The 16,653-nt window shown below is 70.0% G+C and carries 10 protein-coding genes; 8 read left to right on the top strand and 2 right to left on the bottom strand.

Translation table 11 applies throughout. The features are described from left to right. Window positions 1-15: 15 nt before the first annotated feature. Window positions 16-1,578 (bottom strand): tannase/feruloyl esterase family alpha/beta hydrolase, encoded by a 1,563-nt coding sequence (locus K8940_RS16045; protein WP_223391057.1) that lies wholly within the window; start codon window positions 1,576-1,578, stop codon window positions 16-18. A 426-nt stretch (window positions 1,579-2,004) separates the two neighbouring features. Here K8940_RS16045 and K8940_RS16040 point away from each other — a divergent pair, with 426 nt between their 5' ends. Both K8940_RS16040 and K8940_RS16035 read left to right on the top strand, forming a co-directional pair. Next, the gene (locus K8940_RS16040; protein WP_223391056.1) at window positions 2,005-4,887 is read left to right on the top strand and encodes a TonB-dependent receptor plug domain-containing protein; all 2,883 of its coding nucleotides are present in this window, start codon (window positions 2,005-2,007) and stop codon (window positions 4,885-4,887) included. 108 nt (window positions 4,888-4,995) lie between these two features. Then, on the top strand, window positions 4,996-6,012 hold the full coding sequence (locus K8940_RS16035) for a LacI family DNA-binding transcriptional regulator (RefSeq protein WP_223391055.1): 1,017 nt from the start codon (window positions 4,996-4,998) through the stop codon (window positions 6,010-6,012). On the opposite strand, the gene K8940_RS16030 is transcribed toward K8940_RS16035, so the two are convergent. Further along, window positions 6,009-7,022 (bottom strand): LacI family DNA-binding transcriptional regulator, encoded by a 1,014-nt coding sequence (locus K8940_RS16030; RefSeq protein ID WP_223391054.1) that lies wholly within the window; start codon window positions 7,020-7,022, stop codon window positions 6,009-6,011. The genes K8940_RS16035 and K8940_RS16030 overlap by 4 nt on opposite strands. A 232-nt stretch (window positions 7,023-7,254) precedes the next feature. On the opposite strand from K8940_RS16030, the gene K8940_RS16025 reads away from it, so the two are divergent. The 6 genes from K8940_RS16025 (at window position 7,255) to K8940_RS16000 (ending at window position 16,620) form a co-directional block, all read left to right on the top strand. Further along, a complete protein-coding gene (locus K8940_RS16025) occupies window positions 7,255-8,859 on the top strand; it encodes a carboxylesterase/lipase family protein (protein ID WP_223391053.1) in 1,605 nt (534 codons plus the stop codon). Between the two features lie 31 nt (window positions 8,860-8,890). After that, entirely contained in the window at window positions 8,891-11,155 is a 2,265-nt protein-coding gene (locus K8940_RS16020) for a beta-glucosidase (protein ID WP_223391052.1), read from the top strand. 106 nt (window positions 11,156-11,261) lie between these two features. Further along, a complete protein-coding gene (locus K8940_RS16015) occupies window positions 11,262-12,461 on the top strand; it encodes an alpha/beta hydrolase (protein WP_223391051.1) in 1,200 nt (399 codons plus the stop codon). Between the two features lie 10 nt (window positions 12,462-12,471). Further along, complete coding sequence (locus tag K8940_RS16010) at window positions 12,472-14,049, top strand: carboxylesterase/lipase family protein (protein ID WP_223391050.1); 1,578 nt, start codon at window positions 12,472-12,474, stop codon at window positions 14,047-14,049. 23 nt (window positions 14,050-14,072) lie between these two features. Continuing rightward, a complete protein-coding gene (locus K8940_RS16005) occupies window positions 14,073-15,635 on the top strand; it encodes a tannase/feruloyl esterase family alpha/beta hydrolase (RefSeq protein ID WP_223391049.1) in 1,563 nt (520 codons plus the stop codon). A gap of 73 nt (window positions 15,636-15,708) precedes the next feature. Beyond that, complete coding sequence (locus tag K8940_RS16000) at window positions 15,709-16,620, top strand: LysR family transcriptional regulator (RefSeq protein ID WP_223391048.1); 912 nt, start codon at window positions 15,709-15,711, stop codon at window positions 16,618-16,620. Window positions 16,621-16,653 lie beyond the last annotated feature (33 nt).

Here is a 16,653-nt window from a genome sequence, read left to right as displayed (position 1 = left end):
GCGGGCCCGATCGCGTCAGGCTCCTGGCGTGGCGGGGCGACGAACCGGGCGGCGGCACTGGAAGCTCTCGGCGCGGTCGGGCGATCCGGTCCCGTCGTGGATGGCGACCTCCGGGAACGGGCACAGCGGACGGCCAAAGCCGCCGCCCTTCACGCCGCCGGTGGCGCGCCGGGCCTCCAGGCGTGGGGGCGGGACGTCCTGCTCGACCCAAGCCTCGATGCGGGCCTGCAGGTCGATCGGCGCGGGGCCCAGGCCGCCCTGGCAATGTTCCACGCCCGGCGCGATGAACAGGCGATAGAAATCCTCGACATGATGGCCCCGCCGCGCCTGGTCTGCGTCGGCGCGCTGGTAGTAGGCGATCGAATCCTCGAATGGCACGACGGGATCGGCCGCGCCATGCCACTGGATCAGCTTGCCGCCGCGCCGGCGGAAGGCCTCCAGGTCGGGGTCGACGGCGTCGATCGTCTTCGACAGGCGCGCCAGGGCCTGGGTCGCGTCACGATCGAAGTCGAAGGTCCGCCAGTCCCAGCCCTCGCCTAACCCGGCCCAGTAACGCCAGAAGTCCGAGCGCGCCGGCTCGCTGGGCTTGGCTGGATCGGCCCAGTAGAGGTTCCAGCCGCCAAAGCCGCCGGCTGAGGCCTCGCTGCCGCGCGGCCAGCCGACATAGAGCCGCTGGCCGGTGCGGGGATCGCGCGCCCCGGCGTACATCGCCTCGAGCGCCGCTGCCTGGTCCCGTGTCAAGCAGTCGGGGCGGTCCTGGTCCGCGCACGCCAGCGCGGCCGGGTCGAAGCCGCAGGTCAGGGGCGCGTTCAGATACGGGTCCGAGGGCAGGCCCCCGATGTCCGGATCGCCGTTGCGCCCGCGACAGGCGGCGAGGGCCGAGTCGCGGATCATCGGCAGCTTGCTGGCCGGCAGGATCAGGCGCGGTTCGGCGTCGCGGGTGTGGTTCTGAACGAACTGCCAGAGGAAGCCGATGTTGAGTCGGGTGCGGTTGGCGCCAGGCGCGCCGGCCACGACGCCGTCGAAGTCGTCGGGATGGCGCTGGACCTCCATCAGCGCCTGGTGACCGCCGGTCGAGCAGCCCTGGAAATAGGCATGGGCGGCGGGGCGGCCATAGTAGGCGGCGGTGATCGCCTTGGCCTGGGCGATGGACTCGTGGACCGCGTGCTCGGCCCAGTCGGCGATGGCCTGCGGACGCTCACGCGCGAAGTCGGGGCCGTCGCCGGCATGGCCCGTGTCGGTGGCGACGACCACATAGCCGGCGGCGGCGTAGGCCTGCATCTGGCCTCGGGGCAGGGCGGAGGCGTAGCCGCCGTTGCCCAGCATCAGAAGGCGGCCGTTCCAGGCGGCGCGGGGCGTCCACACCTCGAAGCCGATCCGCGAACCCGCGTGGGGCTCGGGGCGGCCGACGATGCGGCAGGCGACGGGATCGTCTGGCTCGGCGGCGATCGTCTCCAGCACGGTGCGGCTCGGTCGCGGCGGCGCGAAGCCCTCGCACGGCGTGGCGGCGGCCGGGGCGGCGGCGAAGGCGGCGATGGCCAGCGTCCCCGCGCCCAGCAGAAGTCCCAACTCATGCAACGCCCGTCTCCCCGATCCTCGGGTGAGTGAGCCAGTCGGGGCCCGGCCGCGCCAATCGAGAAAACTGATGGTCTGATAGCGCCGCTGAATGGATCGCCGTGCGGGAGGACTGCGCGGCTTCGGTGATTGTACACCCCGCAAATTGTTCTTGACTTGGTGCATTGTCGCGTCAAGCTTGTGATAACGTTGTCATTCAGATTGGGATCTCTCGTCGAGAGGTCCGCCTTCTGATGTGAACGTTGTCATTTCGCATCGTCGGAATGACCCGCCGAGGGCTCGTCAGAATGCCCCGGCGTCTAGGGAGTGAGAAAGTCCAGGAGCTTTCCACGCCGACCGAGACTGCGTCGGGTCCCTCTGGGGCCCGCGACGGCGGCCGTGCGCGTTAGCGCCGGCCGAGGGGTGAGAAACATAAGGAAGGGGAGTGGAATGGTGTTTTTCTCAGATCGGAGCGGCGTCGCACGCCGCCTGACAGCGGGCGCTTCGGTGCTGGCGATCGGTCTCGCGACCGCGGGCCAGGCCTTCGCCCAGGCTGAAAAGGCCAAGGAAAATAACGACAGCACCGTCGAAGAGGTCGTTGTCGTCGCCACCGGCACGAACATCGCCGGGGTGAAGGCCGTCGGCAGCGAGACGGTCACCATGACCGCCGACGACATCAAGGCCACGGGCCTGACCGACATCCATCAGGTCCTGAAATCGATCCCGCAGATCCAGAGCACGCCGAACGCCGGCGGCGCGGGGCAGAACTATCGCGAGGGCGGCACCACCGGCTACGGCGGTAACTCCACCCAGGGCACGGCGGTGAACATCCGCGGTATCGGCTACGGCGCCACCCTGACCCTGGTCGACGGCCGCCGGATCGCCCCCAGCGGCGCCTCCGACGCCTATACCGAAGCGATTCAAGTGCCGATCGCGGCGCTGGAGCGGGTCGACGTCATCGCCGACGGCGCCTCGGCCATCTACGGCGCGGACGCCGTCAGCGGCGTCATCAACTACGTGCTGCGCAAGAACTTCGATGGCGCCGAGGCCACCGCCCGCGCCACCACCCACCGCTTCTCGACCGAGGTCGGCGGCTCGTTCACCATCGGCCGGCAGTGGGACAATCGCCTGGGCCACGGCAACGTCATCCTGACCGCCGACGTCATGCACCGCACGCGCGGCAAGCGGTCGGAAAGCCCGTACCTGATGCAGGACCTGCGGCGCTTCGGCGGCGAGGACAATCGCCAGCTGAACGGGGCGATCTCGTCGGGTGGGGTGGGCAACCTGGTGGTTAGCCAGAACGGCGCCTCGGGCACGACCTACACCTATTACGGCCTGCCGACCAACGCCGGTCGCAACCCCACGGCCAGCCAGCTGACCGCGACCAACCTGGTCGATACGGCGGACTACAACGACTACCTGCCGGACGTGAAACGTCGCCAGCTGGCCCTGTTCTTCAACCAGGAGCTCAACGACTGGGTGTCGATCTACTACGAGGGCTTTTACACCCATCGGAAGACCTCGACCTACCAGTACGACCCCAACACCGGCAGCAGCATCAACGTCTGCGCGGGCACGCCGTACTACGTCTCGGGCGTGGCCGGCACGCCGGGTTCGGCCTCGACGACCTGCCCCGGCGGCGGCGAGACCTTCGATCTCAACTTCCATCGCTACATCGGCCTGACCGAGACGACCAATCCCGACAAGGCCTACACCCAGACCATCGGCCTGAGCGCCAACCTGCCGGTCGCCGGGTGGAAGGGCGAGGTCTACTATACCAATGGCGCGGATCGGACCTGCGGCATCTGCAACATCGGCAAGAACGTCAATCTCGACGCCGTCGCCGCCCAGGTGAACGCCGGCACGCTGAACCCCTTCAGCACGGGAGGGCTCAGCCAGTCGCAGATCGCCAGCTTCACCGGCTCGAACGTCCAGTTCAGCCGCAACATCATGGACGACGCGGTCATCAAGTTTAACGGCCCGCTGTTCAGCCTGCCGGGCGGCACGGTGCGCGCGGCCCTCGGCGGCGAGTATTCGCGCCAGCACGAGACCCTGACCAACGGGGCCAACCGCGGCGCGACCAACGTCTTCGGCATCGACAACGTCTCCGACGAGCGCCGCAAGGTGAAGTCGCTGTTCGCCGAGCTCTACGTGCCGATCTTCGGCTCGGGCAACGCCCTGCCGCTGGTCCAGTCCCTGGCGGTGGACGTGGCTGCCCGCTACGACCACTATTCCGACTTCGGCGGCACCACCAACCCCAAGATCGGCCTGACCTGGGCCGTCAACGACGCCCTGTCGTTCCGCGGCTCGGCCGGCAAGTCGTTCCGCGCGCCGACCCTGACGGACAAGAGCCCGGTGGTGTTCTCGGCCGAGCTGGTGGGCGTGCCGACGGCCAACAATTCCGGCGACAGCAACATCGGCAACCTGTTCCCCGGCTTCACCAGCGCGCTGGTCTATCTGGGCAACAACGCTGATCTGCAGCCGGAGACCGCCGACACCCTGTCGGTGGGCTTCGATTTCTCGCCGCCGTCCGTGCGCGGCCTGAAGATCTCGGGCACCTACTACAAGATCGACTACCAAAACCAGATCTCGAGCCCGAACCGCGACCTGTACCTGGCCAGCGCCGCCAACCGCGCGGCGTTCGCCAAGTACATTACGCCGATCCACAACCCCGCGAGCTGCGTGCCCGGCAACACCGCGACCTACGATCCGGTGCTGCGTGATTATCTGGCGGGCCGCATCGCCGACTATGTCGTGCCGGTCGTGGGCACCTACTGCCAGGTCAACGTGATCCTGGACGCGCGCAAGACCAACCTGGCCTCGACGGTCCAGGACGGCGTCGACCTGCAGGCCAGCTACTTGTTCGAGACCGCCGCCGGCCGCTGGAACGTGGGCGCGTCGGTGACCAAGATCCTGCACAACAAGGTGCAGGCCTCGCCGAACGTGGCGGAGATCGACCGCCTGGACGAGCTCTACTACCCGATCAGCCTGCGCGGCCGCGCCAACCTTGGTTGGAACAAGGGGCCGTGGAGCGCCAACCTGTTCGTCAACTATACGGGCGACTACACCAACTCGGTGCCGCTCGCCGTCGGCGGCGTCGTGGTCGGCAAGAGCAAGGTGCCCAGCTGGACGACCTTCGATCTGGGCCTGAGCTACATGGTCCCGGAGACGGCCGGGCCGACGTGGCTGAAGGGCGTCCGCGCCTCGCTGAACCTCCAGAACGTCGCCGACAAGGATCCGCCGGTGGTGCTGACCACGGGCAGCGCCTTCGACGGCAACGTCCACAACGTGCTGGGCCGGGTCTGGTCGCTGCAGGTCACGAAATCGTTCTGATCCCTCGAACGACCGCGTCGACGGCCCCGCCGCTGGCCCGAAAGGCCGGCGGCGGGCGCGCCTGGCGAGAGGCGTGGACGGATCGTTCCCGCCGACGTAACCAGGGGCATGTCCGCTCGCCCGCCGACCATCAAGGACGTGGCGCTCGCCGCACAGGTCTCGTTCAAGACCGTGGCGCGCGTGCTCAATCGCGAACCCGGGGTCCGGGAAGCCCTGCGCGTCCGGGTCCAGGCGGCCGTCGACCAGCTGGGCTACACGCCCAATATCTCGGCCCGGGGGTTGAGCGGGGCAGGGTCGCGCATGATCGTGCTGATCAGCATGGCGCCCGACGGCGCCTTCCGTCAGAACTTCGACTATATGGCCACCGTCCAGGCCGCCGCCGTGCGCGCCTGCCGCGCGCATGGCTACAACCTGGCGATCGAGGCCGCACGCGACGACGAGAGCCTGGTCAAGGCGATCGACGCGGCCCTGGCCCTGGCGCCGGAAGGGCTTCTGGTGTTGCCGCCGCTCTGCGACCACGCGGCGGCGCTTGAGGGACGCGACGTCCCCGTGGTGCGGATCGCGCCCACCGTGCGCACCGACCAGGGATGGTGGGTGCGCATGGACGACAAGGCGGCCGCCTTCGCCATGACCCGGCATCTGCTGGACCTCGGACACACCGACATCGCCTTCATCGAGGGCCACCCTGATCACGGCGCCAGCGCGCTTCGCCTCGAGGGTTTCCGGGAGGCGATGGCCCAGGCGGGACTGGCGCCGGCGCGCCATCGCCTGGCGCCGGGCAACTTCACCTTCGCCTCTGGGCGCGCCGGCGGGCTGCGCCTCCTGGCCCGCGCGGAGGACCGTCCGACGGCGATCTTCGCGGCCAACGACCTGACGGCGCTTGGGGTGATCGCGGCGGCGGCCGAGCTGGGTCTTGAGACGCCGAGGGACGTGTCGGTGGCCGGGTTCGACGACAGCAACGCCGCGCGGATGGTCTGGCCCGAGTTGACCACCATCCGCCAGCCGCTGGAGGCCTTTGCCGAGGCGGCCGTCGCGCTGGTGATCGCTGGCGGGGCCGGAGAGACCCGGCGCTGGGCCGATTTCGAGCTGGTGGCGCGTGGGTCCGCCAGTCGTCCGGGGGGCTAGGGCGGCGGCGCGACGGTGCTGCGCGAGACCAGTTCGAAGCCGAAGGTGCGGCCCAGCGGGGCGTAGGCGGTCTTCGGCGGGTTGATCAGGAACCCGATCGTCGCGGCTGCCATGGCCGTGATCGAATAGCGGATGGTGGTCAGCGGCGGGAACGACAGCGAGGCCGCGGCGATGTCGCCGAACCCGACTACGGACAGGTCCGCGGGAACGGTCAGGCCAAGGCCGCGCGCCGCGTCCAGGGCCGCCAGGGCGATCTCGTCCGTGGCCGCCACCAGGGCCGTGGGTCGCCGCGGCGTTTCCAGGAGGGATCGGACGCACAGGCGCGCCGCCGCGAAGTCGCCGGCGGTCGACGTGATGGCCGCCGGCGCCAGCCCCTTGGCGTCCAGCGCCGAGTGGAAGCCTTCCAGCCGCAGAGCGGACAGGCCGTCATCGCGCCCGACGAAGGCGACGCGCCGGTGGCCGGCCGCCAGGATATGGTCGGTGATCGCGCGGGCGGCGCCGATCTCGTCGGCCCCGACGCGCGGGCCCTCGCCCATGCGGGACGGCGAGAACCGCACGAACGGCGCGCCCAGCTGTTCCAGCAAGGCCAGGATCTCCGGCGAGTCGCACAGGGGCGGGCAGACGATGACGCCGTCCGGGCGCAGGGCGGCCAGGCGCGCGGCGATGGCCCGCAGGCCGTCCTCGCCCGCATTGGTCGGGGCGCTGTCGACGACCAGATGGTAGCCCGCCTCGCGGCAGTGCTCGATCATGCAGCGCTGGAGCTCGGCCGTGACCGCCGAGGCGGTGTCGTCGATCAGGGTCGCGACCAGGAACGAGCGGGCGCCGGGCAGGGCGCGGGCGAAGACGTTTGGCCGGTAGCCCAGAGCGGCCGCGGCGGCCTCGACGCGCTCTCGAGCCTCGTCGCTGGCGTAACCCGTGCGGTTGAGGACGCGCGAGACGGTCATCAGCGACACGCCCGCCCGCGTGGCGACGTCCTTGATCGTGGCCCTGTCGGCTGCCTTGGCGCGCATCAGAACGAAGTGCAGGGGCGCGGCGAGGACGTCAATCGCTGTTTGCGACGCGGGCCGCGCCACGAGAGACGCGATGAGAACTGTATATATTAAAAACAATTTAGGAGGCGGTAGGCGATTGGAATTGACAACGTTATCACATGTCGTTGGTATGGCCTCGCTCGCGGCCGGCAAGGACCGGCTTGCGTCGAACAATCCAGAAGATCGCCGGCATACGGCGGGGGAGGAAACGATGAAGAGATCGCTATGGCTCGCCACGGCGTGCGCCTTGCTGCTGGGCGCCGGGAACGCCGGCGCCGCGCCAGCCGCCGACACCGTCACCCTGAACTCGGGCAAGATCCAGGGGGCCGTCGCCGATGGCGTCCTGTCGTTCAAGGGCGTGCCGTTCGCCCAGCCGCCGGTGGGCGAGCTGCGCTGGCGCGCGCCGCAGCCGGCCAAGTCATGGACGGGCGTGCGTCTGGCCAAGGACTACGGCCATGACTGCATGCAGAAGCCGTTCCCCAGCGACGCCGCGCCGCTGGGCTCCGAACCGGCCGAGGACTGCCTGGTCGCCAACATCTGGCGGCCGGCCGAGGCCTCGGCCAAGAAGCTGCCGGTCATGGTCTGGATCTACGGCGGCGGCTTCGTGAACGGCGGCTCCTCGCCGGCCGTCTACGCCGGGGATCAGTTCGCCAAGCAGGGCATCGTCTTCGTCAGCTTCAACTACCGGGTCGGCCGCTTCGGCTTCTTCGGTCACCCGGCGCTGACCGCCGCCAACGCGGACGGCGGCCGCCTGGGCAACTACGGCTATATGGACCAGATCGCCGCCCTGAAGTGGGTGAAGGCCAACGCAGCCGCGTTCGGCGGAGATCCGGACAATATCACCGTCTTCGGCGAGTCCGCCGGCGGCGGCTCGGTGCACATGCTGCTGACCTCGCCCGAGTCGAAGGGTCTGTTCCAGAAGGCCGCCATCATGTCCGGCGGTGGTCGCGGCAGCCTGATGGGGCCGCGCCGGCTCAGCCAGGACCTGCCGGGCTCGCCCTCGGCCGAGACCATCGGCGTCAACTTCGCCAAGTCGGTCGGCGTCGAGGGGACGGGCCCCGAGGCCCTGAAGGCCCTGCGCGCCCTCTCCGCCGAGCAGGTCACCGCCGGCCTCAACATGGCGGCGATGTTCAGCGCCTCGGGCCCGCCGACCTACGGCGGCCCGATGCTGGACGGCAAGATCGTGGTCGCCGATCCCGAGGTCGCCTATCGCGCCGGGACCCAGGTGAAGGGCCCGGTCATGGTCGGCGCCACCAGCGCCGACATCGGCTTCGGCTTCGCCCAGAACAAGGACCAGGTGTTCGACCCATTCGGCCCATTGAAGGCCCAGGCCCAGGCCGCCTATGATCCCAAGGGCGACGTCGACGTCCGCCTAGCCGCCTACAACGTGGCCATGGACAAGATGATGGTCGAGCCCGCGCGCTTCGTGGCGCAGGTGATCTCGGCCCAGGGCGTCCCCGCCTACGAGTACCGGTTCTCGTACGTCGCCGACTCCATGCAGGGCGAGTGGAAGACCGGAGCCCCGCACGCGACCGACATCCCCTATGTGTTCGACACGGTGAAGGCCAAGTACGGCGACGCCCTGACGGCCAAGGACGCGGCGATCGCCAAGGCGGCCAACGCCTATTTCGCCAACTTCGCCAAGACCGGGAACCCGAACGGTCCGGGCCTGCCGCCATGGCCGGCCTATGACGCCAAGGCCGACGTGCTGATGGACTTCGGCGCCGACGGCGCGGCGGTCGCCAAGCCCGAGCCCTGGAAGGCCCGCATGGACGTCACCGCCGCCTCGGCCAAGCCCTCGGGCTCGGCCCAGTAAGCATCAACGACAAAGAACAAGAGGGGGCGTCATGCTTCGCAAGACTCTGATGAACGGCGCGATCGCGTGTGCGGTCGTCGCCCTGGCCGGGGCGGCCTCGGCCCAGGCCCAGACTCCGACTGGGCCGGGCGACCGGCCCTGGATGAACACCAAGCTCTCGGCCGACGAACGCGCCAAGCTGCTGGACCAGGCGCTGACCGACGACGAGCGCTACGGCCTGCTGCACGGGATCATGCCGATCCCGTTCGGCCCCAACGCCAAGATCCCCGAGGAGGCCATCCCTGGGGCCGGCTACATCGCCGGCGTGCCGCGCCTGGGCGTGCCGGCCCTGTTCGAGACCGACGCCAGCCTGGGCGTGACCAACCCGATGAACGTGCGCAAGGGCGACATCGCCACCGCCCTGCCGTCGGGCCTGGCGCTCGGCGCGACCTGGAATCCGGCCCTGGCCTACAAGGGCGGGGCGGTCGTCGGCCAGGAAGCGGCCAAGAAGGGCTTCAACGTCCTGCTGGGCGGCGGCATGAACCTGACCGCCGAACCGCGCAACGGCCGCAACTTCGAATATCTGGCCGAGGATCCGCTGCTGGCCGGCGTCCTGGCCGGCGAGGCGGTGCGCGGTACGCAAGATCAGAAGGTCATCTCGACGGTCAAGCACTTCGCCCTCAACGACCAGGAGACCGGCCGCAACGTGGTCGACGCCACGATCGACGAGCAGGGCTTCCGCCAGGGCGAGCTGCTGGCCTTCCAGTTCGCCATCGAGAAGGGCAAGCCCGGCTCGGTGATGTGCGCCTACAACAAGATCAACGGCCACTATGCCTGCGACAACGACTTCCTGCTGAACAAGGTGCTGAAGGGCGACTGGGCCTGGCCGGGCTGGGTGATGTCCGACTGGGGCGCGGTGCCCGGCGTCAGCGCCGCTGTCAACGGCCTGGACCAGCAGTCCGGCGCGCAGCTGGACCGTCAGGTCTGGTTCGACAAGCCGCTGAAGGAGGCCGTGGCCAAGGGCGAGGTCCCGGCGGCCCGGGTCAACGACATGTCGCGCCGCATCCTGCGCTCGATGTTCGCGGTCGGGGTGTTCGACACGCCCTCGCGCAAGGGCCAGGCGATCGACTACGACGCTGGCGCCGCCGCCTCCAAGACCGTGGCCCAGCAAGGCATCGTCCTGCTGAAGAACGACAAGTCCCTGCTGCCGCTCCTGAAGACGGCCAAGTCGATCGTGGTGGTCGGCGGCTATGCCGACAAGGGCGTGCTCTCGGGCGGCGGGTCCTCGCAGGTCACTACGGGAACTGGCCATGCCGCGTCCGTTCCGGTGGGCGGCGAGGGGCCGATGGCGGCCTGGGCCAATCAGGTCTACCACCCGTCCTCGCCCCTCACGGCGATCAAGGCCAAGGCCCCGGGCGCCAAGGTGCGGTTCACCGACGGGCGCTACCCGTCCGAGGCCGCCGCCCTGGCCAAGGACGCCCAAGTGGCGGTGGTGTTCGTCACCCAGTGGAACATGGAGAGCATCGACTCCGGCGACCTGTCCCTTCCCCAGGGCCAGGACGAGCTGGTCGCCGCCGTGGCCGCCGCCAATCCGAACACCATCGTGGTGCTCGAGACGGGCAACCCGGTCCTGATGCCGTGGCTCGACAAGGTGGGCGCGGTGGTCGAGGCTTGGTACTCCGGCGCCAAGGGCGGCGAGGCGATCGCCGACGTGCTGTTCGGCGACGTCAATCCGTCGGGTCGCCTGCCCATCACCTTCCCGGCGTCCGAGGACCAGCTTCACGACCGTCAGATCGCGGGCTTCGGCTATGTCGGTCCAGGCTTCGGCGACTCGCCCGAGACCCTGGCCGAGAAGGGCAAGGGCTTCGAGGCCAGCCACCCCGAGGGTTCGGACATCGGCTACCGCTGGTATGCGCGCAAGGGCTTCAAGCCGCTGTTCGCGTTCGGTCACGGCCTGTCCTACACCAGCTTCAAGTATGGGGCTCTGAAGGTCACGGGCGGCGACACGATCACGGCCAGCTTCGACGTCACCAACACCGGCGCCAAGGCCGGGGCCGACGTGCCGCAGGTCTATCTGACCGCTCGCTCGGGCGCGCCGGAACTGCGCCTGCTGGGCTGGGACCGCGTCGAACTGGCGCCGGGCGAGACCAAGCGGGTGACCGTCACCGCCGACCGCCGCCTGCTGGCCGACTTCGACGTCAAGGCCCGCAAGTGGCGCATCGACGCCGGGACCTACGACGTCGCCGTCGGCGCCTCGGCGACGGCGCTGGACGCCAAGGCCTCGGCCAAGGTCAAGGCCGGCGCTGTCAAGCCGTAAGGGCAAGCCCTTGGGGGAGGGCTTGGGCCTTCGACCGCGTCCGCGTGGGGCGCGCGCGGTCGAAGGCCATCCCCCGATGTATAAGAGGATCGGCAGGGAGGCCGACATGACCATCAAGCGCGACCTGATCGGAGCGGCCGCGGCCGCCATGCTGCTGGCGCCGTTCGCGGCCCTGGCCCAGACGCCGCCGCCCCAGGGCCAGACGGCCAGCTGCCTGCCGCGCGGCTTCTTCGCCGGCCCGGCGGCCTACAGGTCGGTGGAGCAACTGCCGGATGGTCGCGTCACGTTCCGCCTGTGCGCGCCGGACGCTCAGGTCGCGATGGTCACCAGCACCGACAACGCCGAGGTCATTCCGATGGGCTTTGGCGGCGGGCCGCGCGGCCTGGCCATGACCAAGGACGCCACGGGCCTGTGGAGCGTCACGACCGACAAGCCGGTCGCCGCCGACACCTATCGCTTCAACTTCAATGTCGACGGCGCGCGCGTGCCCGATCCGCAGGGGACGCGGTTCTCGGAAGAGCGCGTCGGCGTCAACAGCACCTTCGAGGTGATGGGCCCGGCCGGCGCCTTCCAGACCTTCGACAAGGCCGTGCCGCACGGCGCGGTCTCGACGGTCGAGTACTGGTCGGGATCGCTGAACGTCCGCCGTCGCGCCCACGTCTACACCCCGCCCGGCTACGAGAAGGGCAAGGGCGTCTATCCGGTGCTCTATCTCGTGCACGGGGCGGGCGACAGCGACGACAGCTGGACCTCGGTCGGCCACGCCCAGTACATCCTCGACAACCTGATCGCGGCGGGGAAGGCCAAGCCGATGATCATCGTCATGCCCGCCGGCCACACGCCCGACCGGCCTGGCGCGGACATGCTGATCAACACCGACTTTCGCGACGACTTCCTCAAGGATCTGATCCCCTATGTCGACGGCCACTACCGCACGATCGACAAGGCGGACGCCCGGGCCATGGCGGGGCTGTCGATGGGCGGGGCGCACACCATCCAGAACGGCCTGACCCATCCGGAGCTGTTCCACTACATCGGGATCTTCAGCATGGGCCTGCAGTCGCCCCAGCAGGCCGCCGACTACGCCACCCGTAACGACGCGGCCCTGAAGCAGGGCGCCAAGGCGTTCAAGCTGGTCTACTACGCCATGGGCAAGGATGACTTCCTGTACGGGACCGTCGTCCCGACCCGCGCGACGCTGGACAAGTACGGGATCGCCCACGTCTACAACGAGAGCGGCGGCGGCCACACCTGGATCAACTGGCGCCGCTACCTGACCGACTTCGCGCCGCGCCTGTTCAAATAGGAGGGCAAGCATGGCCCGCGTGCTCCCGACCCTCGCTGTCGCGCTGGGTGTCCTGGCCCTGGGCCCGCCCGCCGGCGCCCAGACGCTGAGGATCGCCAAGGTGGCGCAGGGCGTGCTGCAGGCCGGACCGCCAGAGAAGGGCGTGGCCGCCTTCAAGGGCGTGCCGTTCGCCGCGCCGCCGGCGGGCGACCTGCGCTGGCGCGCGCCCAAGGCCCCGGCGGCCTGGACCGGCGTGCGCAAGGCCGACCGTTTCGGGGCCAACTGCATGCAGGTCCCCGCGGGCGGCAAGGGCTTCGGGCCCTGGAGCACCGAGTACGTCATCCAAGACGGGGTGGCCGAGGACTGCCTGTTCCTCAACGTCTGGACCCCGGCCAGGACGGCGGGCGACAAGCTGCCGGTGCTGGTCTGGATCCATGGCGGCGGCTTCAGCAGCGGCTCGGGCTCGGTGCCGATCTATGACGGCGCGGCCTTCGCCAAGCGCGGCGTGATCATGGTGACGATCAACTACCGCGTCGGCGTGTTCGGCTTCCTGGCGCACCCGGCCCTAACCGCCGAGGCGGGAACGTCCGGAAATTATGGCTTGATGGATCAGGCCGAAGCCCTGCGATGGATCAAGGCCAACATCGCCGCATTCGGCGGCGATCCTGCCCGCGTGACCATCGCCGGCCAGTCGGCGGGCGCGGCCTCGGTGCACGAGCTGATCGCCGCGCCTTCGGCCAAGGGCCTGTTCGCCCGCGCCATCGCCCAGAGCGGTTCGGGCATGGGGTTGGGAACGACCCCGCGCGCTGCGGCCGAGGCCGACGGCGCCCGCTTCGCCAGCCAGGCCGGCGCGAAGGCGCTGGCGGATCTGCGGGCCATGCCCGCCGAGGCTGTACTGGCCGTGCGCGGCGAGGGCGGAGTTCCGGGCCTGCGCTTCGCCCCGATCATCGACGGGGTGTTCATCCGCGCCGATCCCAACGATCCGGCCAAGGCGGCCTCGATCGTGCCGATGCTGACCGGTCTGACCGCCGACGAGGCCAGCGGCATGAACCCGGCCTATGGCCGCGTCACCGCCGCCGAACTGAAGGGCCAGCTGGCTGGCGCGTTCGGGCCCTTGAGCGATCGGGCGGCTGCGCTCTATCCGGCCGCCGACGACGCCGAGGCGGGACTGGTCAGCCGTCGCTGGGCGCGCGAGCGGGGCCTGGCCTCGACCGTGCTGTGGGCCGCCCAGCGGCAGAAGGCCGGCGGCCGGCCGACCTTCGTCTACCAGTTCACCCACGTGGAGCCCGGCCCCGACGCGCCGCGCTACGGCGCCTTCCACTCTTCGGAGATCCCCTACGTCTATCAGACGCTGGACAAGTCGCCGGACCGGCCGTTCACCGACGCCGACCGGGCCCTGTCCGACCAGATGGCCGCCTACTGGGCCAACTTCGTGAAGGGCGGAGATCCGAACGGTCCGGGCCTGCCGGCCTGGCCGCGCTTCGACGCCGCCGAGGGGCGCATCCTGGAGATCGGCGATCACACCGCCGCCCGCGCGGCGCTGCCGCCGGCGACGCTGTCGCTCTATCACGACCTGGCGGCCCAGGGCGGCCGCATGGGCATCTTCTAGGCCAGGAACGGGGAGCGGGGGACATGATCCAAGCACTGATGGCCCTGACCATGGCCGCCGCGCCGGCCGCGCCCAAGGCGGCGTGCGGCGACCTGGCGGGTTTCGCCGTCGAGGCCCCGCGGATCGGCCTGCCGACCCGCGGGGCGCGGGTGACCGCCGCCTTGGCCGATCCGGCGGGCGTCTGCGTGGTCAAGGGCGCGATCGCGCCGGTCGATCCGGCCGCGCCGCCCATCAACTTCCAGATCAACCTGCCCGCCGCCTGGAACGGCAAGGCGGTGCAGGTCGGCGGCGGCGGCTATGACGGCTTCCTGGTTTCCGGCCGCGATCCCGCCTTCCTGCCCAAGGACAGGGAGCCGGTCGCGCGGGGCTACGCCACCTTCGGCTCCGATTCCGGCCACGTGGGCGGCGGCGGTGATCCGCGCGGGGCGGTGGGCGACGCCGCCTTCGCGCTGAACGAGGAGGCCTGGATCAATTTCGGCCACGCCCAGATCAAGAAGACCCGCGACGTCGCGGTCGCGGTCATGGCCCGCTTCTACGGGACCGGGCCACGCCGGCTCTATTTCTATGGCAATTCGCAAGGCGGCCACGAAGGCCTGATCGCCGCCCAGCGGTTCCCGGCCGACTACGACGGCGTGGTGGCGATCCACCCGGCCTACAATTTCACGGCCCTGCAGCTGTCGGGCCTGAACCTGGCGAAGCACCTCTACGCGCCCGGCGCCTGGCTTAGTCCTGCGAAGACGCGGCTGATCGGCGACGCGGTCGTGGCCAGGTGCGACGGCCTGGACGGGTTGGCGGACGGGGTGGTGTCCAACGTCGCCGCCTGTCGCGCCGTCTTCGACGTCCGCGCCCTGCTATGCCCTGGCGGTGCGGATGCGGACGGATGCCTGTCGACCGCCCAGGTCGAGGCGGCCATCGCCATCTCGCGACCGACCCGGTTCGGCATGGAGATCAGCGGCGCCGACACGTTCGGCGGCTGGCCGATCCTGGACGGTGCGTTCGGAAAGGGCAGCTTCTTCGGCCTGGGGTTCCGGCCGGTTCCCGGCAAGCCGCCGACGGGCCAGGACGCGTTCGGCTTCCTGATGGCCGACCAGGGCGTGCGCTACATGATGGCTCGCGATCCGGCCTTCGACTCCCTGACCTTCGAACCCACGCAGCACCGCGCGGCGGTGGCGCGTTCGGCCGAAATCACCGACGCCAGCAGCGCGGATCTCGATCGCTTCAGGGCGCGGGGCGGCAAACTGCTGCTGATGCACGGCACGGTCGACATGGCCATCCCGCCCAGCAACTCGATCGCCTACTACCAGCGCCTGAGCACGCGGTACGGCGCGGCCTTGCCGGGCTTCCTGCGGTTCTACATCGCGCCGGGCTTCGGCCATGGCGACGGGCCGTTCCCGGTGTCGTGGAACTCGCTGGAGGCGCTGGACCAATGGGTCGAGACCGGGCGAGCGCCCGGGGCGCAGACGGTGGTCGACGCCTCGCCGGACGGGGGCGGGCGGACGCGGCCGCTGTGCGAGTTTCCACGCTGGCCGCGCTACGACGGCAAGGGCGATCCAAGCCGCGCCGACAGCTTCGCCTGCGCGGACTGAGCCCCGGCCGGCTTGCCGGGCGGCGCGCGCGCCGGTTTAAGGTTCGAAGCGCCAGGGGAGGGCGCGTCACGTCATGCACATCACGCTGGGCCAGATCCGCGCCTTCGTCACCGTGGCCTCGACGAACAGCTTCACGCGCGCGGCCGAGGTCCTGGCGCTGTCGCAGCCGGCTCTGACCAACCGCGTCCGCCAGTTCGAGGAAGCGCTGGGCCTGCGCCTGTTCGACCGCAACACCCGGTCGGTCGAGCTGACCCATGTCGGCCGCGAACTGCTGCCGATCTTCCTGCGCACTATCACCGAGTTCGAGGGGGCGGTGGTCAATGCCCGCGACTTCGTCTCCAAGGCCAAGGGCCTGGTGCGGCTGGCGTGCCTGCCGTCGTGCGCGGCGACTCTGCTGCCTGACCTGATCGCCCGCTTCCAGCTTGAGCATCCCAACGTCACCTTCGAGGTCGAGGACGCGCTGAACAGCGCCATCGCCACCCTGGTGCGCGAGGACCGCGTCGACTTCGGCATCGGCATGGCCGACCAGAACGACGGCGACCTGGAGCAGATCAAGCTGTTCGACGACGCCATGATGCTGGTCCATCCCGAGGGGCATCCGGTCGCCGAGGCGCCGACGATCTCGGTCGAGACCCTCGCGGCCTATCCGCTGATCCTGATGAACCGGGGCAGCAGCGTGCGCGACCTGGTTGATGGCGCCTTCATCGCGGCGGGGCGCACGGCGACGCCGGCCTGCCAGGTCCGCTACATGACCACCGCCGTGGCCCTGGTCCGGGCCGGGCTGGGCCTGGCCATCCTGCCGTCGACCGCCGTCGAGATCCGCAGCCAGGCCAATGTCCGGGCGCGACCGATCCAGGACCCGGCCTTCACGCGTACGATCGTGCTGATGCGGCGACGCCAATCCCCTGTCCGGCCCGTCGTGCAAACGTTCATCGATAGTGTCTGCTTGGCTGGAAGATCCGTTTCGTGCGGATTTATCGAGTAAGGCTATTAATCGATCCAAACTTCCGTTTTGTGC

The organism is Caulobacter segnis (assembly GCF_019931575.1).
GTDB classification, from domain to species: domain Bacteria; phylum Pseudomonadota; class Alphaproteobacteria; order Caulobacterales; family Caulobacteraceae; genus Caulobacter; species Caulobacter segnis_C.
This window is presented reverse-complemented; position numbering and strand designations above follow the sequence as displayed.